Genomic DNA, 22006 nt, shown 5'->3' with positions numbered 1-22006 from the left:
GCCGCCCGCCGCGGCCTCAGGCCCCGGTATTGCGTTTCGGCGCCTTGGCTGCGGCCCTAGCCTTGGCCATGCCGGGCGGATAGTCGATGATGCGGACCGGGCCCGACGGCGCCGCTTCGGGCTGCCAGGGCCGTCCGCCGTTGCGCGCGCCGCCGACGATGGCCTGCATTGCCGCACGGTCGAGTTCGGTGCTGTCGCTCAGGTCCTTGATGGTGATCTTGGCCACGGATGCTTCCTCCATGAAAGGGCGCCGCTGACGCCCGAGCCTGCCGCCCGCCGTTGTGGCAAGGCGGCGACCCAATCCCAGTATAGGCGGCGCCATCGCGATGAAACCCCGAAAAGATCAAGATGCGGCGCGTCCGAACATGCACATTGGGAGGATCGGCGCGGCGTGCGCGCGCCATCCGAATGAACAACCATGGCCAGCTTGGCGCAGGCGATTCAGACATTCCACAAGGGCGATCTGTCGCGCAATGAATTCCTTGCCCAGATCGACCGCGCCCTTGCGCTGGAGCGCAGCAACTGGCAGCGCCTCAGGGAAATATTGAGCGAGGAAAATACCCGCGGCATGCTGCCGCCGGACATCTATGCCGAACTGCAGCGGCGCGTAGAGCATGCGCCGGATACGGACGCGGATGCCGGCGCCGGCGAGACCCGCCTGCGCACCGAGTCCATGGCGGCCCCGCCGGCTGGCGCGGGCGGCTACATGGAGGTGGCCGATCCGGACCGCATGAAAGGCATCGGCGACACCATCAACGGCCGCTTCGTGCTGGAGGAATGCCTGGGATTCGGCGGCATGGGCACGGTGTACAAGGCGCTCGACCTGCGCAAGCTGGAGGCGTCGGACCGCAAGCCCTACATCGCCATCAAGGTGCTGAACGTGCAGTTCCGCGGCCATCCGAAGTCGCTGATCACGCTGCAGCGGGAAGCGAAGAAGGCGCAGGCGCTGGCCCATCCGAACATCGTCAGGGTCTATGACTTCGACCGCGAAGGCCCGGTGGTCTACCTGACCATGGAGTACCTGGCCGGCAAGCCGCTGAGCCAGGTGCTGCGCGCCCCCGGCTTCAGCGGCATGCCGTATCCCGAGGCGCTGCGCATCGTCACCGGCATCGGCCGCGGACTGGCCTATGCGCACCAGCAGGGCTTCGTCCATTGCGACCTCAAGCCGGCAAACGTGTTCCTGACCGACAAGAGCGAAGTGAAGGTGATCGACTTCGGCATTGCGCGCGCCTTCCACAAGCCCGAGGACGATGCCGAAGCCACCGTGTTCGACCCCGGCAGCCTGGGCGGCCTGACGCCGGCCTATGCCAGCCCGGAAATGGTGGAGCACCGCGAGCCCGATCCGCGCGACGACATCTATGGCCTGGCCTGCATCACCTATGAAATGGTCAGCGGCCATCATCCGTTCAACCGGCTTTCGGGCGCCGAGGCGCGCAATGCCGGCATGAAGCCGGAACGGCCGCGCCAGCTCGGCTACCGCCAGTGGCAGGCGCTGAGGAATGCGCTCTGTTTCGAGCGTGCCAGACGCACGCCCAGCGTCGAGGCCTTCCTGCAGGGCTTTGCGGGCGACAACCATGCGGCCCGCAATGCCGCCGTCATCGCCGGCGTGGTGACGCTGGCGCTGCTGGTGGGCGCTGGCATCGGCTACTACCTGGAGTTTCGCGATGGCGGCGCAGGCGAGCAGGCGGCCGCGGTGACGGCTCCCGCCGCTCCCGCGCCTGCCGCGACCGGGCCGCCGGCGCGGACTGCCGCGGCGCCGGCGGCGCCGGCGGCATCAGCCTCGACAGCGGCGCCGGCCGAACCGAGGCCTGCTGCGCCAGCCGCCTCCCCGGCCACGGCCAAGGCCCCGCCGCAGCCTGCGGCGCCAGCCACGCCAGCGCTGACCCTGTCAGCGGTCGAGCCGGTGCTCGCCGCCCAGCCGTGCGCGCTGCTTGCGCCGGCGGTGCGCGGCGACACGCTGCAGGTGCGGGGCCTGCTGTCGGATGCGGTCGGCGCCGCCCGGCTGCGGGAACTGCTCGCAGCCGTGCCGGGTGTCGGCAGCCTGGACCTGCAGGTCGGGCCGCTCGCGCAGGACAAATGCGGCGTCGTCAGCGTGCTGGCGCCCTACTGGCTGGCCAACCGCAAGGCCGGCACGCCGGCCACGCTGCGCCCCAGGGGCGCATCGGCGGCGTCGATGCAGGCGATGCAGCCGGTGCCGCTGGCGGAAGGCGACACGCTGGTGCTGGACCTCACCACGCCGCCCTATGACGCCTACGTGACCGTGGACTACTTCGCGCTCGACGGCAGCGTGCTGCACATGGTGCCCAGCCCGCGCGCCCGGGAGAACCGCACGCCGCCCAGCTATGCCGCCACCATCGGCGGCAACGGCAGCTGGGTGATCGCCAAGCCGTTCGGCACCGAGCTGATCGCATTGATCGTCACGCCGGCGCCGCTGTTCGATGCGATGCGCCCGGAGTCCGAGCCGAAGGCAGCCTATCTGAAGGCGCTGGAACAGCGCCTGGCGCGGATCGGCGCCGACCATGGCCGCCAGCGCATCGCGGTGGACGTGCTGCAGGTCACCACGCGGCCGCGCCGCCCTTGAAGGCACCGGGCTGATTCAGTCGAGGTCGCGCGCGACCCGGAAGCCGTTCTGCGAATGGCGCACGCTGGCGTCGTACTTGAAGCGGGTGCTGGCAGGCATGTAGCTGGCGCCGTCGCGCCAGGAGCCGCCGCGTATCACCCGCTGCCGGCAGAACGCCTCTTCCCAGGCCCGGGCATCGGCGGGCGCGTTCTTGTAGGACGAGTGCCAGCAGTCCTGCACCCATTCCCACAGGCTGCCGCTCATGTCATGCAGGCCATAGCCATTGGCGGTGAAGGAGCCGGCGGGCGCCGGCGCGGCTTCCTGCCAGGGTTCGCCGCATTCCCGGCAATTGGCCGCGCCGCGTTTCATTTCCTCGCCCCACCAGTAGCGGCTGGCGGTGCCGCCGCGCGCCGCATATTCCCATTCGGCCTCGGTGGGCAGCCGGTAGGGTTTGCCGCTGACCTTGGTCAGCCACTTGACATAGACCTGCGCATCGTCCCAGCTGATATCGCCGGCCGGCAGGTTGGGCGCGCGCTGGGTGTCGGCCACGCGCGGGCAGGCGAGCGCCTCGACGCAGGCATTCCATTGCTGCACGGTGACTTCGGTACGGCCGATTGCAAACGGCTTGGCTATCGTCAGGCGGCGCGCCGGCTTTTCGCTGGGGTCGCTGGTGTTGCTGCCCATCGTGAAGCTGCCCGCGGGAATGGCTGCCAGCACCGGGCAGGCCGGACAGTCCTGGATATCGGCGCCGGCCTTGGGTGCAGCAGGCGGCGCTGGCGTCGGCGGTGTCGATGGGCGCGCCGCATCGGCGGGCGCGGCGCTTGCGGGCACGCTGTCGGCAGGCTTTTTGGCCGGCGGCCGTGGCGCCTGGGCCTTTTCCGGCGCCGGCCTGGGCGCCTCCTGCCGGGTCGATTCGGGTTTGCCGGTCTCGGGCCTGGGCGTGGCCGCCTTCAGGCGCTCGACGCGGGCGCGGGCCAGGCCGGCGAAGCGGCCGTTCGGATAAGCCTGCAGATAGGCCTCGTAGTCGCTGGCGTGGGTGCTGTCCTTGATCGAATCCCAGAATGTCAGCTCATATTGCTCGGCGCTGTCCTTGGGCAGCACGCCGCGGCGGTAGGGCGCCTGGTAGTCCGGGCTGGCGCCAGCGTCCGCCGCCGCCAGCGGCGGCAACGGCATTGACTTCGTGCGCGCCGCCTGACCGGACAGCGTCGACTGCAGCCATGGCCGCTGCAGGCCGCCGCTGTCGGCAGCCAGCCGCGCGGCGGCATCAGCCAGCCGCGTGCCCACATCGCCGCCCGCAGCCATCGCGCGCAGCAGGGCCGCCGTCCACCATCCCTGCCCGGCGCTGCCGAAGGCGGCATGGCCGGGCTGCGCGGCATAGGCGACGAGCGTGTTGGGCGGAGGCGCCGGCCTGGCCGATGCCGATGCGCGGAACGGGTTGTCAAGGCAGGCATCGAGCAGCACCAGCATGGGCTTGCCGCCTGGCCCGCCGGCCATGGGCTGCAGCACCGCGTCGAGATCGAGCGCGTCGGCCAGCAGCCGCGCCGGCTTTGCGGCGCTGGCTTCCACCGGCAGCAGCAGGACCCGCTGGCCGACCTGCATGCCGTGGCCGGCGAAATAGAACAGCCCCTCCCCGCCGGCCTGCAGCCGCTGCCGGAATTCACGCAGCGCCTGCTGCATGCCCTCCCGGTCCAGGTTTTCGTGCAACAGCACGGTGTAGCCCCGCTGCCGCAGCGCCGCTGCCATCGCGCTTGCATCCCGCACCGGGCCGGGCAGCGCCTGCTGCGCATAGGCGCCGTTGCCAACCACCAGCGCGACGCCCCGCGCCTGCTGTGGCTGTGGCTGCGCCAGCGCTGCCTGGGCGGCGAGCAGCAGGGCCAGTCCCGTCATCAAGAATGTTCGCCACACAGCGCCTCCGTCCGGATGCAAATGGGTGCATGGGCCGCGCCGCGGGCGTGCTGCCCGTGCCGGCCATGCCGGAGCATGGTCGGCCTGGCCGGGTCAGGCGGGCCAACTGAGCCCTCATGCTGACCTTGGCCCACGAGGCACGGCCTTGTCCAGCGTTTATCGCAGCGAGCTTGCTCTATCTCAGGTGTTGCGCCGCCTGGGCGAGTAACTTGGAAAAATAAACGAAGAAGGCCAGCCGTGGACCAGGCGTCCGAAGGAGAAATGCGATGCGCCAGCTGCTGATGATTGCCTTACTGGCTGCCCTGCTGCCGGCCATGACGCCGGCGCGCGCCCAGGCGCCGCGCACGCCGGCGCCGCCGAACGCGTCGGTCTATATCATCTGGCCGCCCAATGGCGCCGTGATCGACGGCGGGCGCTTCTGGCTGCGCATGGGCCTGCGCAACATGGGCGTGGCGCCGAAAGGCGTGAAGATGGCCAATGTCGGCCACCACCACCTGCTGATCGACACCGAACTGCCGGCAATGGACCAGCAGATCCCGAACGACCGCAACCATCTCCACTTCGGCGCCGGCGAGACCGAGGCGCGCATCGAACTGCCGCCGGGCAAGCACACGCTGCAACTGCTGCTCGGCGACCAGGACCATGTGCCGCACGATCCGCCGATCTATTCGAGCCGGATCACGGTGACGGTGCGCTGACGCGTTGCGCCGACCGCGATTCGCGGCATCGGCGGCAACATCGGCAACAAAGGAGCAGAACATGGACAGACGGTCATTCATGGCAGCCATCGGCGCCATCGCCGCCACGGCCGCCGGCGCCGGGCAGGCTGGCGAGACGCCGTCGGCGCCCGATACCTGGCTCTACATCGGCTGGCCGCAGGATGGCTCCGTGGTGACCGCCAACAAGCCGTTCCGGGTCTGGTTCGGGCTGCGCAACATGGGCGTTGCGCCCAAGGGCGTGAAGTATCCGAACACGGGGCATCATCACCTGCTGATCGATGTCGGCCTGCCGCCGCTGGACCAGGAGATCCCGAACGACCGCAACCACCTGCATTTCGGCGCCGGCGAAACCGAAACCATGCTGGAGCTGCCGCCGGGCCGGCATACCCTGCAGCTGCTGATGGGCGACGACCGGCATATCCCGCACAATCCGCCGGTGATGTCGAAGAAGATCACGGTGGTGGCGCGGTGAGAGCCGTCCCCGGCTTCCCGCGGCGATGAAGATGGCCGTCGCCACTGCAACTGTGCAGGCCCCGGCCGGGTCCAAGCGCTGACGGGCCCGCTTCCGCCGCCCGGCCCGACCCTGCAAGCACCGGCGCCGTTCATGCCATCGGGAATGATGAAATGGATCGCAGCGAAACCGCAGCCGCCTCCGGCTTTCCCGGCTCGGGCGGCGTCACAGCCTACCTCGAATTGCCCGGCGCGGGCGAGGAGAAGGCGCAGGTGTTCCCGCTGCATGACGAAGCCGTGATCGGCAGGGCCGCGCAGGATTCGCTGGCGCAGGACCGGGTGATCCGCCTGCCCGGCCATACCGTGAGCCGCCGCCATGCCCGCATCCGCCGCCGCGGCGCGCTGTACTACATCGAGGACCTGCATTCCTTCAACGGCACCTTCGTGCGCGGCAAGCGGCTGCAGCCGGGCGTGTGGTACCCGCTGCGCGACGGCGACGAGATCGCCATCGCCGCCATTGCGCTTGGCTTCCACTCGCTGATGGTGCCGGCCGCGGACAGCCTGCCCACCGTCATCACCCGCTCGATCGACGCGCAGGACCTGACCCGGCTGGCCGCCCCCGAGGCCGGCCGCACCGAGGACCAGCGCCTGATGCTGAAACTGCATGCGATGGCGCAGGTCGGCATCGCGCTGGGCGCCGTGACCGACCGCGAGACGCTGACCGAGAAGATCATGAACTTCATCTTCCAGCTGTTTCCGCTGGCGGAACGGGCCTTCATCCTGCTGCGCAAGAAGGAAGGCGAGGCGCCGGTGCCGACGGCCGCGCGCTGGCGCGACGGCACGGTGGTGGACCCGGCCCAGGTGGTGATGTCGCGCACCATCATCGGCGAAGTGCTCGACAGGAAGCGCTCGGTGCTGTCGGTCGACACCCTGGCCGACCGCCATTTCGGCGCGCAGGAGTCCATCATTTCCCAGGCCATACGCAGCGTGATGTGCGTGCCGCTGCTGCTGGAGGGCGAATGCCTGGGCCTGATCCAGGTCGACACCTCGTCCGACCCGTATGCCTTCCGCGAAGCCGACCTGGAAATCCTGACCGGCGTCTGCGCCGAGGCCGCGGTGGCGCTGAAGAACTTCCAGCTGTATTCCGACATAGAACGGCTGCTCGACGGCTTCGTGCGCGCCTCGGTGCAGGCGATCGAGGAACGCGACCCGGTCACCGCCGGCCATTCCTTCCGGGTGGCGGGCTATGCCGAGCGGCTGATCACCGCGGTCGACCGCGCCGACGCGCCCGGCCTGGCGCAGGCCCGGTTCAGCAAGGAACAGGTGCGGGAGCTGCGCTACGCGGCGCTGCTGCACGACTTCGGCAAGGTCGGCGTGCGCGAGCATGTGCTGCGCAAGGAAAAGAAGCTGCACCATGCCGACATGCGGGTAGTGGAGCAGCGCTTCCTGCATGTGCGGGCCTGCCTGGAGCGCCAGGCCTGGCATGCGCTGGTGGAGCAGCATGCGGCGCAAGGCCTGTCGCCCGATGGTTTCCGGCAGCGCCAGCGCGAGATCGAACAGGCGCTGCGGCTGGAGTTCGCTAGGCTCGACCAGTTCCTGGAAACGATACGCGCGGCCAACGAGCCGGCGGTGAGCCCGGACCTGGCGCTGCCCGACCTGGCGCCGGCCCTGTGCTGGCAGCACCATCAGCAGGACAGCCCGCCGCTGAAGCTCTTGACCGAGGAAGAGTACGCCGCGCTGGGCGTGACGCGCGGCTGCCTGACCCCGGACGAGCGGCGCCAGATCGAGGCGCACGTGGCCGACTCCTATTCCTTCCTGATCCTCATTCCGTGGACGCGCGACCTGGCCAGCGTGCCGACCATCGCGCATGGCCACCATGAAAAGCTGGATGGCTCGGGCTATCCGATGGGGCTGCGCGAGCCGCAGATCAGCATCCAGACCCGGATTTTGACGATCTGCGACATCTACGATGCGCTCACCGCCGCCGATAGGCCCTACAAGAAGCAGGTGCCGGTGGAGCAGGCGCTGGACCTGATCGCGCTGGAATGCCGGGCCGGCCATCTCGACCGGCAACTGTTCGACGTGTTCGTGCAATCGCGCGCCTGGGAGCCGTTATGAAGCCCTTGTTCCCCTATTCCTGCCGCGCCGGCGCGGCTGCCTGCGCGCTCGGCGCGGCGCTGTGCGGCTGCGCCGATGTCAGCATGGCGCCCTACCAGCGCCCCGACGCGCCGGCCAAGGCGGCGTTCTCGGCCAAGGAGGCGGCGCCGGTGTCGGCCAGCGACACGATACGGCCGGACTGGTGGAAGGAATTCCTCGACCCCTACCTCGACCGCCTGGTGGCGCAGGCGATCGAGGGCAATATCGACCTGCGGATACTGGCCGCCCGCAGCCGCGTGGCCCAGGCCCAGATCGGCGAGGCGCGCGCAGGCGCCCTGCCCACGCTGGACGCCGGCGCCGGCGCCAGCTTCGAAAAGGTGACCGGGCAGAAGTTTTCCCAGACCTTCAACCTGGGCACCCAGGTCAACTGGGATATCGACATATGGGGCAAGTTCGAGAAAGGCGTGCAGGCCCAGCAGGCCGGCTTCCAGGCCTCCGAGGCCGACTGGCGCGCCGGCTACCTCAGCATGGTGGCCGACGTGTCGAGCGCCTACTTCCAGATCCTGCAGCTGGACGAGCAGTCGGCGCGGCAGCAGCAGGCGCTGGAACGCGGCCGCCAGATCCTGGCCACCTACGAGGCCATGCATGCGGCCGGGCTGCTGCCCAATACCCGGGTGCTGCAGCAGCGCGCCGAAATAAACCGGCTCACCAGCGACCTGCTGGAACTGCGCCGCGCGCGCGACCTGGCGGCCAATGCGCTGGCCACGCTGCTGGGCCGGCCTGCCGGCGAGCTGACGGTGCCGCCCGGCCGCCTGCAGCAGACCGTGCAGCTGCCGCCGGTGCCGGCCGGCCTGCCCTCCCAGCTGCTGGAGCGCCGGCCCGACATCGTCGCCGCCGAATACCGGGTGCTGGAAGCGTATAACCTAGTGGGCCAGGCCAAGCTGGCGCAGCTGCCGTCGATCAGCCTGACCGGGCGCGGCGGCAGCGCCAGCTTCGCCCTGACCGACCTGCTCAAGACCTTTACCGTCGGCCTCATGCCCAGCATCAACCTGCCCATGTTCGACCCCGGCGTGAAGGCGCGCATCAAGACCAGCGAGGCGCAGACGAAAGTGGCGGAGGAGCAGTACCGCCGCACCGTGATCGGCGCCTTCGAGGAAGTGGAAAACGCGCTGGTCAACCTCGATGCCCACCGCAAGCAGCGCGCCGAACTGGAGCAGCAGGTGGCGCAGCTGGAAGTGGTTGCCCGCCAGTTCGCCGGCCAGCTGCGCGAAGGCGTGGTGTCGCAGCTCGATGTGTTCGAATCGGAGCGTTCGCTGCTGGCGGCGCAGCTGGCGCTGCTTGCCAACCACCAGCAGTTGCTGTCGGACACGGTGACGCTGTACAAGGCGCTGGGCGGCGGCTGGCCGGCGGTGCAGGTCGGCGCGGCGCAGCGCTGAGCGGGCAGCCATGGCGGACGCGCTGACCGACGACCACCCGGCCCGGCCTGCGGCGCAGGAGCTGGACGTGGTGCTCACGCCGCTGGCCGAGCCGGCGCTGGGCGAGATCGTGATCGGCGAGACGCTGTTTGCGATCGGCCGCAACGAGCTGCCATTCAGCAGCTATCCGGCGGCGCTGTCGGGCCGGCTGTCGCGCCGCCATGCCCGCATCTTCCTCGAGCACGGCAGCGCCTATATCGCCGACCTGGGCAGCAAGAACGGCACCACCGTCAACGGCGCCGACATCCGCCAGAAGACCAGCCTGCTGCAGGAAGGGGACGAGATCGGCCTCGGCGGCGCACTGACCTACCGGGTCGGCCTGCGCCGCTCGGCGCGGCGGCCGGCGCAGGCGGTTGCGCCGAACAGCCTGACATTAACGCCGCAGCAGCCGGAAAGCGGGCTGCAGGCCATCGTCGCGACGGCCTTTCCCTTCCTGGTCGGCAAGACCGAGGCCGCGTTCGCGCAGTACCGCGACAGCCATCCGCGCCAGCTCGATTACCTGTCGCGCCGGCATGCCCATATCTTCCTGCGCGGCGGCGCGCCGTTCGTGGAAGACCTGGGCAGCACCAACGGCACCTTCGTCAATGGCGCACGGCTGGACGAACATGCGCGGCGGCTGGACGATGGCGACCTGCTGGCCTTCGGCGGCACCCATTTCGTCTATACAGTCAGCATCGAGCGGCCGGGCGGCGCAGCCGGCGCCGGCAGCCTGGAACCGACGGTGACGATGCTGGCGCCGCAGGCGTCGCCGGCTGCGCCCTCTTCGGCATCATTTTCATCGCCGCCCGCCTCGTCGCCGCCATCGTCGCCGCCCGCCGCGCCGGAAAGCGATGCCGAGCGCACCACCTTTGTGGGCGCTGCCGAATCCTTCCTCAACATCTTCTGCAGCCCGGCGCCGGGACAGCAGCCGCCCGACGCCGCCGCCGAGCCGGCTGTGCACGCCGGGCCGCCGCCCGGCGCGGGCGGCAGGCGCCGCAGCCGCATTGCACATCTGGCCGCCGGCATGGCCGCCGCCCTGCGCGAGGATGCGCCCCGCAAGGCACGGCGCCCGCTGCTCTGGGTCGCCGCGCTGGCCATCGCCGTGGGCATCGCGCTGGCCGTGCTGCTGACCCGCGAAGGCCCGGAGCAGCAGGTCAGGGACCTGCTGGCCGGCGGCGATCCGGCACGGGCGGCTGCGCTGGCGAGCGCGGAACTGCAGCGGCATCCGGACAGCGCGCCGCTGGCGGCGCTGGCCACCGAAGCGGCGCTGAAGGCCCATGTCCCGCCCTGGCTGTCCAGCCTCAAGCGCGCCGACTTCGACGACGCCGACGCGGCATTGGCCAAGCTGAGCGGCGCCGCCGCGGGCAATCCCGACCTGCGCGCCATGGCGGCCGAACTGGGCTGGATAGACCGGCTCGAACGATACATGGCGCCGCGCGCCGCGGCCGACGCGCCGATCCGCATCTATGCCGACGAGCAGCAGATGCAGTCGCTGCTGCAATGGTGGAACGACGACACCGCCGCGCACCAGCGCCTGCTCAACCGGGTCGCATCGCTTGTGCCGGAATTCGGCGACACCTATGCCGCCGCCCTGAGCCACCTGCGCCGGCTGCAGAGCGACGACGCGGTCTACATGGCCGCGATAGAACGGCTGAAGGCATCGATCGCCGCCGAACTCGGGCGCGACCGGCCGGACGCGATCGAGCCGCTGCTGGCCGAGGCGCAGCAGAAATATCCGCGGCTGGGCGGGCTGGACCTGGTGCGGGACGACTTGCAGCTGTACCAGCGCATCCAGGATGCGGCGCACCAGCGGCAGCTCGGCCCGCTGGCCGCGCTTCTGGCCTCGGCCCGCTTTGCCACGCCGCCGTTCCAGGCCAGGCTCGAGTCGCTGGCCGCCAGCGGCGCGCTGCCTCCGCCCGAGGTGCTGAAGGCCTATGGCGCGGTGGCGGCGGCATGGCAGGCCGGCCGGGCCGAGGAAGCCTATGCCGCGCTGGGCAAGCTTGCCAACGGGCCATGGGCCGCGGAGGCGGCTGCCGAGCTGGCCCGCAAGAAGTCGGTGATGGCGCAATTCAGCGCGCTGCAGAAAACCCGCGGCAGCGCCGGGCAGAACGAGCGCGTGCTGGCCTTCTACGCCAGCCTCGATCCGCTCGACGACCGCTATTTCGTCAGGGCGGCTGAACAGGATCTGCAGCTCGACCGCGCCGGGGCGAGCCGGCAGGCGCAGCAGGACATGGCGCGCGCCGAAGCCCTGTGGCGCCAGTACCGCGACGGCGGCGGCATCGAGGGCCGGCAGCGGCTGGAAGCCGCCGTATCGGAACGCTTCCGCAGCCAGGCCGGGCTGCTCGCCGCCGCGCAGGAAGCGGCGCAGCAGGGACGGCGCCGGGCCAGCCAGCTGCGCCTGCCGATACCGGAGCCGTGGCGCCGTACCGAGCAGGAGATCCTGGCCGAGGCGCGGCTGCAGCGCGCCCTGCTGCAGGAAGCCCGCGGCACGCTCGACCCCGGCGTGCTCAAGGCCAAGCTGACATTGCTGGGAGGGCAGGAAAATGGCGAAAGACGAAACACCGAAACCGCTCGCTGAAGCGCTGGAGGACCACAGCGCCGAAGGCATCGCGGTGCTGACCGCCGAGCCGTGGCGCTTCACCCGGCTGATCGTGATGGCGCTGCTCGGGCTGGTGCTGTCCGGCCTGCTCTGGTCCTTCTTCGGCCATGCGGATGTGATCGTCAGCGCGCAGGGCGCGCTGGCGCCGGAGTCCGAGGTCAGGCGCATGTATGCGCCGGTCGATGGCGAGCTGGCCAACCTGTACATGGCCGAGGGCCAGCCGGTCTCCACCGGCGACGTGGTGGCCAGGCTCAATGCGCGCGGCGCGATCGAGGCGGCCACCAGCGCGCTGGAAGCGCAGTTGAAGCTGGAAGCGGCAGAGCGGGAATGGAAGGAGTTTCCGGAGCGCCGCGCGCTGCTGGAACGGCGCGCCGCCACGCTCAAGCAGCAGATGGAGCTGGAAGAGTTCCAGCATGAGAAGCGCATGGCCGAAGGCACCGGGCGGCTGGCCGAAACCCAGCGCGCGCAGCTCCAGGAGGCGCGCACCAATGTCGAGGATGCCCGCCGCGCCCGCGACGCCGCGCGCGAGGAAGCGGACAAGTACGCCAGGCTGCTGGCCCTGCCCGGCGGCGGCGGCGTGTCGCAGATGCAGGTGGAATCGAAGAAAAATGCGCTGCAGGCGGCCGACAATGCGCTGCGGGTGGCGCAGTCGCGCCTGTCCGAGCTGACCGCCCGCCAGGCCATCGAGTTCGGCCAGGCCCGGGCGCAGCTCGAAACCAGCGGCCAGGAACTGGGCAGGCTGCGGCTGCAGTACGAAGCGGCCGTGCGCGAGATCGGCAGCACCGAGGACAAGCTGCGCCTGCAGGTCCAGGCGGCGCGGCTGGTGGCCGAGGCGGCGGCGCGGATACGCTTCGAGAACATCGACAAGGACAACTTCCTGCTGATCCTGGCGCCTGTCGATGGCGTCGTCACCGACGTCACCTCGACCCAGCCGGGCGACAAGCTGCAGGCCAACACGCCGCTGGGCGGCATTGCGCCCAAGGGCGCGCGCCCGGTGCTGAAGATCGAAATCGCCGAGGCCGACCGCGGCTTCCTGCGCGAGGGGCTGGCGGCCAAGCTCAAGTTCAATGCCTTCCCCTACCAGCGCTACGGGCTGATCGACGGCACGCTGGAATTCATCGCGCCGGCCGCCAAGGCATCGGCCCAGTCCAAGCAGCTGGTGTATGAAGGCCGGATCCGGCTCAACCAGGACTACTACAAGGTCGGCGGCCGCCAGTACCCGCTGCACTACGGCATGGTCGCCACCGCCGAGCTGGTGGTGCGCGAACGCAGGCTGATCGACCTGGCGCTCGATCCCTTCCGGCAGGTCGGCGGCTGAGCGCCGGTTCAAGGCGGGAGGCACGGCCGCGCATTTTCCGGATCAGGGTTTCTCAGGGCGGAATACCCCGAAGCGGCATTCCGCATTTCGTGGACCAGGGAAGGTTTTTGACATGACCTTTCCGCTATGCGGCCCACGGTGCAATGCCCTTCGGGTATTGCACCCTACCCATCGCGGTGCGGCTCTTCCAATGGCGACCTGGCCTGGCGGGCCGATGGCAGCCACGCTGCAAGCGCGCTACCGTGGCGTGGCCTCGATGCGGAACAAGGTCGTTTTCAAGGCCGGCGGGTTTTCCAGCTTGAACCAGTGCATGTCCATGATGCGCGAGCTGGTCACATAGACCGTGCCGTCCGGACCGAGCGCGAAGGTGTCCGGCCAGCGCAGGCGGCTGTCCTGCAGCAGCACCGACACCTTGCCGTCCTCCCTGACCTTGATCGCATTTTCCTCGACCGCGCTGATATACATCCGTCCGTGGCGATCGAACAGCAGGCCATCCGCCGGCCCGTTCTCGCCCACCGTTTCGACCTTGTCCTCGACCGACTTTGCCGGCAGCGCGGCATCGTCCAGCGCGCCGGTGGCGATGCGGTACAGCGTGCGGCCCTTGATCGCCTGCCAGTACAGGTATTTTCCATCCGGCGACAGCGCGATGCCGTCCGCCGCGAACTCCACGCCCCGGCCGTCGGGACGGCGCAATGGCTTGCCGTCGGTCTTGATGACCACGCCCTTTTCCGGCTGCGTGCTTGGATGGCCATCGAGCAGCCGGCGCGCCTTGCCGCTGGCCAGGTCCACCACCAGCAGCGCGCCCCTGGCGCCGGAATCGGTGATGTAGGCAAGCCGCCCATCGCTGCTGAAGCGCACGTCGTTCAGGTAGCTGCCCTGCGGCGCCGCCGTCTGGTCGAACGCGATGACCTGTTTCACTGCGTTGCTTGCAAGGTCGATCTTCACCAGCTTGGGGCCGCCCGGCACCAGCGTGCTCTGGGCCGGCGCCGCCGGGTCGAGCGCCCACAGGTTGCCCTGCTCATCGGCGACCACGCTCTGGACGCAGACAAAATGCTGCCCCGGGTCCATTTCATCGCGCTTCGCATTGCGCCACGCATTCCAGGCCTGGTCAGGATAGGGCCTGATGCTGCCGTCGCTGGCCACTTCGGCCACCGATACCGGCGCGTCCTCGGTCCAGCGCGGGAAGTTGACGAAGATGCGGCCGTCCCTGGCCACGGTGACGCCGGTCACCTGGTGGTCGAATTCCGCCACCTGCTGCAGGCGCGCCTGCGCGCCGGGCTGCTTCGATGGGGATTGCTCGGAAACCATGCTGCGGAGACAGGCGCCGGTGAGGACGGCGAATGTCGATTTGAGTAAGCTCATCTGACTTTCCAATTCGGTTCAAGGCGGGCGGGACGCCCGCGCATTACCCGGATTAGAGTTTTCCAGCCGGCAGAGTTCTTGCGCCGCTCCACGCACGCGGCGGATTCCAACTCATGTTTGTCTAAACACAAGCCGCTCCATCAGGCGCGGCGCCAGGTCCGGAAGCCGGCCCTGGCGCCGCGCCTTGCTTCGCCTTACTTCACCCGTCCCTCTTTCCATGCCTGCAGCAGCTTGTCATAGGCAATGGTTTCCCCCTTGGGCTTTTCATTGGCCAGCTTCTTCCAGGGCGCGCCGGTGTCGGACAGCCACTTGCTGCTGTCGCTCTTTGGATTGAGCTTGGGCGCGCAGTTCTTCATGCCGGCGCGCTGCAGCCTGCCCATCACCTGGTCCATTTCCTCGGCCAGGTTGTCCATCGCGGCCTGCGGCGTCTTCTCGCCGGTGACGGCGACAGCCACGTTCTTCCACCACAGCTGCGCCAGCTTCGGATAGTCGGGCACGTTGTTGCCGGTCGGGGTCCATGCGACCCGCGCCGGGCTGCGGTAGAACTCGATCAGGCCGCCGTACTTAGCGGCGTTCTTGGTGAAGTACTCATGCCGGATGTCGGAGTCGCGCACGAAGGTCACGCCGACGATGGACTTCTTCAGCGACGCGGTCTTGGAGTTGATGAACTGCGCATACAGCCAGGCAGCGGCCTTGCGGTTGTCCGGGGTCGACTTGAAGAAGGTCCACGAGCCGACGTCCTGGTAGCCGTTCTGCATGCCATCCTTCCAGTACGGGCCGTGCGGTCCCGGCGCCATCCGCCACTTCGGCGTGCCGTCGGCGTTCACCACCGGCAGGCCGGCCTTGGTCATGCCGGCGGTGAACGCGGTGTACCAGAAGATCTGCTGCGCCACCTGGCCCTGCGCCGGCACCGGGCCGGCCTCGGAAAAGGTCATGCCCTGCGCTTCGGGCGGCGCATATTTCTTCATCCAGTCGACATACTTGGTCAGCGCATAGACGGCCGCCGGCGAATTGGTGGCGCCGCCGCGCGACACCGACGCGCCGACCGGCGTGCACTTGTCGTCGGCCACCCGGATGCCCCACTCGTCGACCGGCAGGCCGTTGGGAATGCCCTTGTCGGCGGTGCCGGCCATCGACAGCCAGGCATCGGTGAAGCGCCAGCCCAGCGACGGGTCCTTCTTGCCGTAGTCCATGTGGCCGTAGATGCGCTTGCCGTCGATCTCCTTCACATCGTTGGTGAAGAACTCGGCGATGTCTTCATAGGCCGACCAGTTTTGCGGCACGCCGAGGTCATAGCCGTACTTGGCCTTGAACTTGTCCTGCAGGTCCTTGCGGCCGAACAGGTCGGCGCGGAACCAGTAGAGGTTGGCAAACTGCTGGTCCGGCAGCTGGTACAGCTTGCCGTCCGGCGCGGTGGTGAAGCTGGTTCCGATGAAGTCCTTCAGGTCCAGCCCCGGATTGGTGTAGTCCTTGCCCTTGCCGACCATGTAGTCCGACAGCGGCTCGATCACGCCGTAGCGGTAATGGGTGCCGATCAGGTCGGAGTCCGAGATCCAGCCGTCGTAGATGCTTTTGCCCGACTGCATCGAGGTCTGCAGCTTCTCGACCACGTCGCCTTCCTGGATGATGTCGTGCTTGACCTTGATCCCGGTGATCTCCTCGAACGCCTTGGTCAGGGTCTTGGACTCATAGACATGGGTGTCAATGGTTTCCGACACCACGTTGATCTCGTTGATGCCCGCGGCCTTGAGCTTGGCGGCCGCATCGATGAACCATTTCATTTCATCGAGCTGCTGCTGGCGGTTGAGCGTCGATGGCTGGAACTCCTGGTCGACCCATTTCTCGGCGGCCTTCATGTCGGCCCAGGCTGCCGCCGGCACCATCGTCGCGGCAATCGCGATTGCCATCAGTTTCCGTCTCATATCTCCACCTTTTTGTAGGCCTTCCCTGGTATGGACGACAGCCGCGCGGGAAGGGGTGCGCGGACTGCGGATGCGCTGTCTAGCCCCAGCGCATCACGATCAGCAGAACCACGAAGCTGGCGGCGGCCCCGAGCCATTGCGGCAGATTGGTGAGGCCGGTCCAGGCCAGATTGATGTAGGCGGCGGCCAGCAGGCTGATGAACAGGCGGTCGCCGCGTGTGGTGGCAATGGGCAGGAAGCCGCGGCGCATGATGGAGGGCGAGCGCAGCTCCCAGATCGTCATGCCGACCAGCATCAGCACGATGGCGGTGAAAAAGATGGCCACCGGCGCGGTCCATGCCATCCACGAGAACAGGTTCTCCATGTCACACCCTCCCCATTGCGAAGCCCTTGGCGATGTAATGCCTGACGAACCAGATCACCAGCGCGCCCGGCACGATGGTCAGCACGCCGGCGGCCGCCAGCACGCCCCAGTCCATGCCGGCCGCCGACACCGTGCGGGTCATGGTGGCGGCGATCGGCTTGGCATTGACCGAGGTGAGCGTACGCGCCAGCAGCAGTTCGACCCAGCTGAACATGAAGCAGAAGAACAGGGTGACGCCGACGCCGGACTTGATCATCGGCAGGAAGATGCGCAAGAAGAAGCGCGGGAAGGTATAGCCGTCGATATACGCGGTCTCGTCGATTTCCCTCGGCACGCCGGACATGAAGCCTTCGAGTATCCAGACCGCCAGCGGCACGTTGAAGACCATGTGCGCCAGCGCCACGGCCAGGTGCGTGTCCATCAGCCCGACCGTCGAATACAGCTGGAAGAACGGCAGCAGGAACACCGCCGGCGGCGTCATGCGGTTGGTCAGCAGCCAGAAGAACAGGTGCTTGTCGCCGACGAAGGTATAGCGTGAAAACGCATAGGCGGCCGGCAGCGCGATGGCCACCGACAGCACCATGTTGATGGCGACATAGATGATGGAATTGATGTAGCCGCTGTACCAGGACGGGTCGGTGAAGATGGTCTTGAAGTTGTCCAGCGTCAGGTCGTGCGGCCACATCGACAGGGTGCTGACGATCTCCTCGTTGCTCTTCAACGACATGTTGATCATCCAGTAGATCGGCAGCAGCGACAGCAGCAGGTAGAGCGCCAGGAGCGGCGCGGTGATGCGCTTGTTCATCATTTGCCGTCTCCGGTGCCGACCCGCTGCATCCAGTTGTAGAGCACGAAGCAGAACAGCAGGATGATCAGGAAATAGATCAGTGAAAAGGCCGCGGCCGGGCCGAGGTCGAACTGCCCGACCGCCTTTTGCGTCAGGTATTGCGACAGGAAGGTGGTGGCATTGCCGGGCCCGCCGCCGGTCAGCACGAAGGGCTCGGTATAGATCATGAAGCTGTCCATGAAGCGCAGTAGCACCGCGATCATCAGCACGTTGCGCAGCTTGGGCAGCTGGATGAAACGGAACACCGCCCAGCGCGAGGCGCCGTCGATGCGGGCGGCCTGGTAGTAGGCGTCCGGTATCGCGCGCAGGCCGGCATAGCAGAGCAGAACCACCAGCGGCGTCCAGTGCCAGATGTCCATCACCAGCACCGTTGCCCAGGCATCGAAGGGGTTGCCGGTGTAGTTGTAGTCCGCGCCCATCGCATTGATCGAGTAGCCCAGGAGGCCGATGTCGCCGCGCCCGAAAATCTGCCAGATGGTGCCGACCACGTTCCAGGGAATCAGCAATGGCAGCGCGATCAGCACCAGCGCCAGCGATGCGCGCCAGCCCTCGGCCGGCATGCACAGCGCGATCAGGATGCCAAGCGGGATCTGGATCGCCAGCACCGACAGCGAGAACAGCAGTTGCCGGTACAGCGCTTCATGCAGTTCGCTGTCGCGCATCACGGTCTGGAACCACTCGGTGCCGACAAACACCTTCTGCGTCGGACTCAGGATGTCCTGCACCGAGTAATTCACGATGGTCATCAGCGGCAGGATGGCGGAGAAGGCCACCGCGATGATGACCGGCAGGATCAGGAACCATGCGCGGTTGTTCTGGGTTTTCATGTCACGCCACCCGCTTGTCGTTGACGTAGTAAAGGGTATGGCTGGCCGGCAGGCGCAGCCATGCGCGCTCGCCCGCGCTGCCGGCCATCCGGCGCAGCTTGGCCGCCAGCGGCTGACCGCCGACCAGGAACTCGGCCAGGTAGTGGGTGCCGAGATTGCGCACGGAAACCACGCTCGCCTCGATGGCGCCGGCCTCTCCCGCGCTGGCCACTTCGACGTATTCGGGCCGTATGCCCAGCACGGCCTGGCTTTGCCCGCGCAGGGCCTCGGCGGCGGCGGCCGGCAAGGCCACGCTGCCGCCCGCGATATGCGCCATGCCATCCTTCACCGTGCACGGAATCAGGTTCATGCCGGGATTGCCGATGAAGTAGCCGACGAAGGTATGTGCCGGTTCCTCGAACAGGTCCTGCGCGCTGCCGGCCTGCACCACTTCGCCCTGCGTCATGACCACCACCTTGTCGGCGAAGGTCAGCGCTTCGACCTGGTCATGCGTGACGTAGATCAGCGACAGCTTGAGCTCGTGATGGATTTCCTTGAGCTTGCGGCGCAGCAGCCACTTCAGGTGCGGGTCGATCACGGTCAGCGGTTCGTCGAACAGCACGGCGGCCACGTCGGGGCGCACCAGCCCGCGTCCCAGCGAGATCTTCTGCTTGGCATCCACCGCCAGTCCGCTGGCGCGGTGGCGCAGGTCCGCGGTCAGTTCCAGCATGGCCGCGATCTGCTCGACGCGCTTCCTGATGTCGGCCTGCTTCCAGCCGCGGTTGCGCAGGGGGAAGGCGAGATTGTCGAACACCGTCATGGTGTCGTAGATGACCGGGAACTGGAACACCTGCGCGATGTTGCGCCGCTCCGGCGGCAGGTCGGTGACATCGACGCCATTGAACAGCACCCGGCCATGGCTGGGCCGCACCAGCCCTGAAATGATATTGAGCAGCGTGGTCTTGCCGCAGCCAGACGGGCCGAGCAGCGCATAGGCGCCGCCGTCGTCCCACTCCATGGTCATCGGCCGCAATGCATAGTCCGACGGCGCCGAAGGATTGAGCTTGTAGGCATGCGCGAGGTCCTGCAGGTCGATGCGCGCCATGGTCAGCTCCCCGCCGGCGCATGCAGCAGCCGGCCATCGGTGGCGAACAGCAGCAGCGCATCGGGCTGGCAGTACAGCACGCAGGGCGCGCCCAGTTCCTGCACATGGACGCCGGGCAGCTGGGCGACGATGGACAGCGGGCCGCGGTGGACATGGATATAGGTTTCCGATCCGCTGATCTCGGCCAGGTCGACCACCGCGTGGATCGGCACGTCCCCCGGATTGGGCGCCAGGCGCAGGCTATGGGCGCGCAGGCCGAGCACCAGTTCCCGTTCGCTGCCGATGGCCTGCACCTGGGCAGCGCTCAGCGGCAGCGCCAGTCCATCGCCGGCCATGGCAACCCCGCCGGCCTGCACCGTTGCCGGCATCAGGTTGACGGGCGGGTCGCTGAAGGTGCGTGCCACCTGCACCGAGGCGGGCGCGTTGAAGACATCCAGCGTCGGCCCGTACTGCAGCAGCCGGCCTTCATGCAGCACGCTCAGCTGGCCGCCCAGCTGCAGCGCTTCGAGCGGCTCCGTGGTCGCATAGACAACGGTGGTTTTGCCTTCCGAGAACAGGTCGGTCAGCTCGCGCCGCAGTTCTTCGCGCAGCTTGTAATCGAGATTGACGAGCGGCTCGTCCAGCAGCAGCAGGCCGGCGTCCTTGATCAGCGCGCGCGCCAGCGCGGTGCGCTGCTGCTGTCCGCCCGAGAGTTCCGCCGGGTAGCGCTGCAGGAAGGGCGTGATATGCAGCCGCTCCGCCATGTCGCCGACACGGCGCCGTATCTCCTGGTCCGGCACGCCCTTGATGCGCAGCGGCGAGGCGATGTTCTCGTAGACGGTGAAGGAAGGGTAATTGATGAACTGCTGGTAGACCATGGCAAGGTCGCGCTGGCGCACCGGCACGCCCGTCACATCGCGCCCCTCCGCCATGACGCGGCCCGTGCTTGGCTGGTCAAGCCCGGCCATCAGGCGCATCAGCGTGGTCTTGCCGGCGCGCGTGGTGCCCAGCAGCACGTTGATCGCGCCAGACGCCAGCTGCATGGAAAGCGGATGGATGTGGTCTTCCGCGCCGTGCTTCCTGCTCACGTTTTCAAGTGCCAGATGCAAGGGTGTCTCCTTGTAACTCTTGCCACGTCCGGTATCAGCCTGTGCTGCGGATCTTGGTGCCGGCGGTGCCGGTGCCTGTAAAGGGCGCGCTTGGAAAAACAATCAGACGAAAGACAATCTGGGCACTAGATTACGCCCGATTTGAAAATAAACGCAAGCGAATTATCTAAACTTTTTGTTCGTTTATGTTCTTTTTGGATTATATTGAGTCAGCGATAAAAGGCCGAAGGAGAACGGGATGACGCTCAATCCGCGCCAGAGAAAGCTGCTCGATGTGGTCCGCCAGCACCGGACTGTCTCCGTGGAAGAATTGGCGCAGCAACTGGCGGTCACGCCGCAGACCGTGCGCCGCGATATCAAGCTGATGGAGGATGCGCAACTGCTGGCGCGCTACCACGGCGGGGTCGGTCTCCCTTCCTCGGTCAGGAATATCGACTACGACCAGCGCCAGGCGCTCAACAGGGACGCCAAGCGCCGCATCGCCGCCGCGGTCGCCAGCCAGGTGCCGCATGGCTGCTCCCTGCTGGTCAACATCGGCACCACCACGGAGGAAGTGGCGCGGGCGCTGGTGCATCATCAGGACCTGCACGTTGTGACCAACAACCTCAACGTCGCCGCCATCCTCGCCGACAATCCGAACTGCGAAGTCATCATTGCCGGCGGCGTGGTGCGTGCCCGCGACCGCGGCATCGTCGGCGAAGCGACCATCGACTTCATCCGCCAGTTCAAGGTGGACATCGGCATCATCGGCATTTCCGGCCTGGAAGAAGACGGCACGCTGCGCGACTTCGATCCGCGCGAGGTCAAGGTCGCGCAGGCCATCATCGAGCAGTCGCGCGAGATATGGCTGGTGGCCGACCATGACAAGTTCGGCCGGCAGGCGCTGGTCAGGCTGGCGCATGCGTCGCAGATCGATCGCCTGTTCACGGATGCGAAGCCGCCGGAAGCGCTGGCGCGGGTGCTGAAGGAGGCAAAGGTGCAGGTAGTGGTGGCCGCCTAGAGAAGGCAGACAAGTCTGCGGGCGGCACAGAGGACAGGAAAGCGCCGGTACTGTATGGCGATACGCGACAGCGCCTCGGAAAGTGTTTGCCAGGACCATACGCCGCGATGGACGGCATGAGTCCGTAAGCCCTCCCTTATCCGCTTTTGATGTCATCCCATCATCGTTTTGCCCCGCCAGCAGGGCTTTTCCCGCGATTGAGCGACCTGGCACGGGCTATGCAATAGGGATAGCGAGCCCAGACAAAAGCTCACCAACCCAAACCAACCACCTTCAAGGAGTTTCATCATGCTGAACATCAAAGACCTGGCTGTCGCCACTTCCCTCGACGCGCAACAAATGGCTGCCATCAGCGGCGGCTTCAATGCCAACCTGTCCCAGATCGGCGACTTCAACCAGGCCGGCGTCCT

16 protein-coding genes and 1 pseudogene are annotated in these 22006 nt (G+C 67.8%); 8 read left to right on the top strand and 9 right to left on the bottom strand.

Going from position 1 to position 22006, the window contains the following annotated elements:
* Positions 1-16 precede the first annotated feature (16 nt).
* A complete protein-coding gene (locus tag IGW04_RS22445) occupies positions 17-241 on the bottom strand; it encodes a hypothetical protein (protein WP_228527324.1) in 225 nt (74 codons plus the stop codon).
* Between the two features lie 177 nt (positions 242-418).
* Here IGW04_RS22445 and IGW04_RS22440 point away from each other — a divergent pair, with 177 nt between their 5' ends.
* Complete coding sequence (locus IGW04_RS22440) at positions 419-2581, top strand: serine/threonine protein kinase (RefSeq protein ID WP_194715327.1); 2163 nt, start codon at positions 419-421, stop codon at positions 2579-2581.
* A 15-nt stretch (positions 2582-2596) separates the two neighbouring features.
* Here the strand turns inward: IGW04_RS22440 and IGW04_RS22435 are convergent, their stop codons facing one another.
* On the bottom strand, positions 2597-4447 hold the full coding sequence (locus IGW04_RS22435) for an SUMF1/EgtB/PvdO family nonheme iron enzyme (protein ID WP_228527326.1): 1851 nt from the start codon (positions 4445-4447) through the stop codon (positions 2597-2599).
* A 299-nt stretch (positions 4448-4746) separates the two neighbouring features.
* Here IGW04_RS22435 and IGW04_RS22430 point away from each other — a divergent pair, with 299 nt between their 5' ends.
* The 6 genes from IGW04_RS22430 (at position 4747) to IGW04_RS22405 (ending at position 13102) form a co-directional block, all read left to right on the top strand.
* The gene (locus IGW04_RS22430) at positions 4747-5163 is read left to right on the top strand and encodes a DUF4399 domain-containing protein (protein ID WP_407672167.1); all 417 of its coding nucleotides are present in this window, start codon (positions 4747-4749) and stop codon (positions 5161-5163) included.
* Between the two features lie 61 nt (positions 5164-5224).
* On the top strand, positions 5225-5656 hold the full coding sequence (locus tag IGW04_RS22425) for a DUF4399 domain-containing protein (protein WP_194715324.1): 432 nt from the start codon (positions 5225-5227) through the stop codon (positions 5654-5656).
* Positions 5657-5808: 152 nt separating this feature from the next.
* On the top strand, positions 5809-7752 hold the full coding sequence (locus IGW04_RS22420; RefSeq protein WP_194715323.1) for an HD domain-containing phosphohydrolase: 1944 nt from the start codon (positions 5809-5811) through the stop codon (positions 7750-7752).
* Positions 7749-9167, top strand: coding sequence for an efflux transporter outer membrane subunit (locus IGW04_RS22415; RefSeq protein ID WP_228527323.1), 1419 nt, complete (start codon positions 7749-7751; stop codon positions 9165-9167). Before IGW04_RS22420 ends, IGW04_RS22415 begins: the two co-directional genes overlap by 4 nt.
* 10 nt (positions 9168-9177) lie before the next feature.
* Positions 9178-11763 (top strand): FHA domain-containing protein, encoded by a 2586-nt coding sequence (locus IGW04_RS22410; protein WP_194715321.1) that lies wholly within the window; start codon positions 9178-9180, stop codon positions 11761-11763.
* The gene (locus IGW04_RS22405; protein WP_194715320.1) at positions 11729-13102 is read left to right on the top strand and encodes an HlyD family efflux transporter periplasmic adaptor subunit; all 1374 of its coding nucleotides are present in this window, start codon (positions 11729-11731) and stop codon (positions 13100-13102) included. The genes IGW04_RS22410 and IGW04_RS22405 overlap by 35 nt, the downstream gene beginning before the upstream one ends.
* A gap of 237 nt (positions 13103-13339) precedes the next feature.
* On the opposite strand, the gene IGW04_RS22400 is transcribed toward IGW04_RS22405, so the two are convergent.
* The 7 genes from IGW04_RS22400 to IGW04_RS22370 form a co-directional block, all read right to left on the bottom strand.
* Positions 13340-14464 (bottom strand): SMP-30/gluconolactonase/LRE family protein, encoded by a 1125-nt coding sequence (locus IGW04_RS22400; RefSeq protein ID WP_407672165.1) that lies wholly within the window; start codon positions 14462-14464, stop codon positions 13340-13342.
* Positions 14465-14658: 194 nt separating this feature from the next.
* The gene (locus tag IGW04_RS22395; protein WP_407672164.1) at positions 14659-16371 is read right to left on the bottom strand and encodes an ABC transporter substrate-binding protein; all 1713 of its coding nucleotides are present in this window, start codon (positions 16369-16371) and stop codon (positions 14659-14661) included.
* Between the two features lie 94 nt (positions 16372-16465).
* On the bottom strand, positions 16466-16750 hold the full coding sequence (locus tag IGW04_RS22390) for a DUF2160 domain-containing protein (protein WP_194715318.1): 285 nt from the start codon (positions 16748-16750) through the stop codon (positions 16466-16468).
* A 1-nt stretch (position 16751) separates the two neighbouring features.
* Positions 16752-17555 carry a carbohydrate ABC transporter permease gene (locus IGW04_RS22385; protein WP_194715337.1) on the bottom strand — a complete coding sequence of 268 codons (804 nt, stop codon included), beginning with the start codon at positions 17553-17555 and terminating at the stop codon, positions 16752-16754.
* The gene (locus tag IGW04_RS22380) at positions 17555-18424 is read right to left on the bottom strand and encodes a carbohydrate ABC transporter permease (RefSeq protein WP_194715317.1); all 870 of its coding nucleotides are present in this window, start codon (positions 18422-18424) and stop codon (positions 17555-17557) included. The genes IGW04_RS22385 and IGW04_RS22380 overlap by 1 nt, the downstream gene beginning before the upstream one ends.
* A gap of 1 nt (position 18425) precedes the next feature.
* Positions 18426-19508, bottom strand: a complete 1083-nt coding sequence (locus tag IGW04_RS22375) for an ABC transporter ATP-binding protein (RefSeq protein ID WP_194715316.1) — start codon at positions 19506-19508, stop codon at positions 18426-18428.
* 2 nt (positions 19509-19510) lie between these two features.
* Complete coding sequence (locus tag IGW04_RS22370; RefSeq protein WP_228527322.1) at positions 19511-20596, bottom strand: ABC transporter ATP-binding protein; 1086 nt, start codon at positions 20594-20596, stop codon at positions 19511-19513.
* A gap of 235 nt (positions 20597-20831) precedes the next feature.
* On the opposite strand from IGW04_RS22370, the pseudogene IGW04_RS22365 reads away from it, so the two are divergent.
* A pseudogene (locus tag IGW04_RS22365) lies at positions 20832-21596 on the top strand (DeoR/GlpR family DNA-binding transcription regulator); the annotation flags it as partial.
* Between the last annotated feature and the right edge of the window lie 410 nt (positions 21597-22006).

The organism is Noviherbaspirillum soli (assembly GCF_015352955.1).
In the GTDB taxonomy this organism is placed as follows: Bacteria; Pseudomonadota; Gammaproteobacteria; order Burkholderiales; family Burkholderiaceae_D; genus Noviherbaspirillum_A; species Noviherbaspirillum_A soli.
Note: the sequence above shows the minus strand (reverse complement) of the source record. Positions and strands in the feature narration are given on the sequence as shown.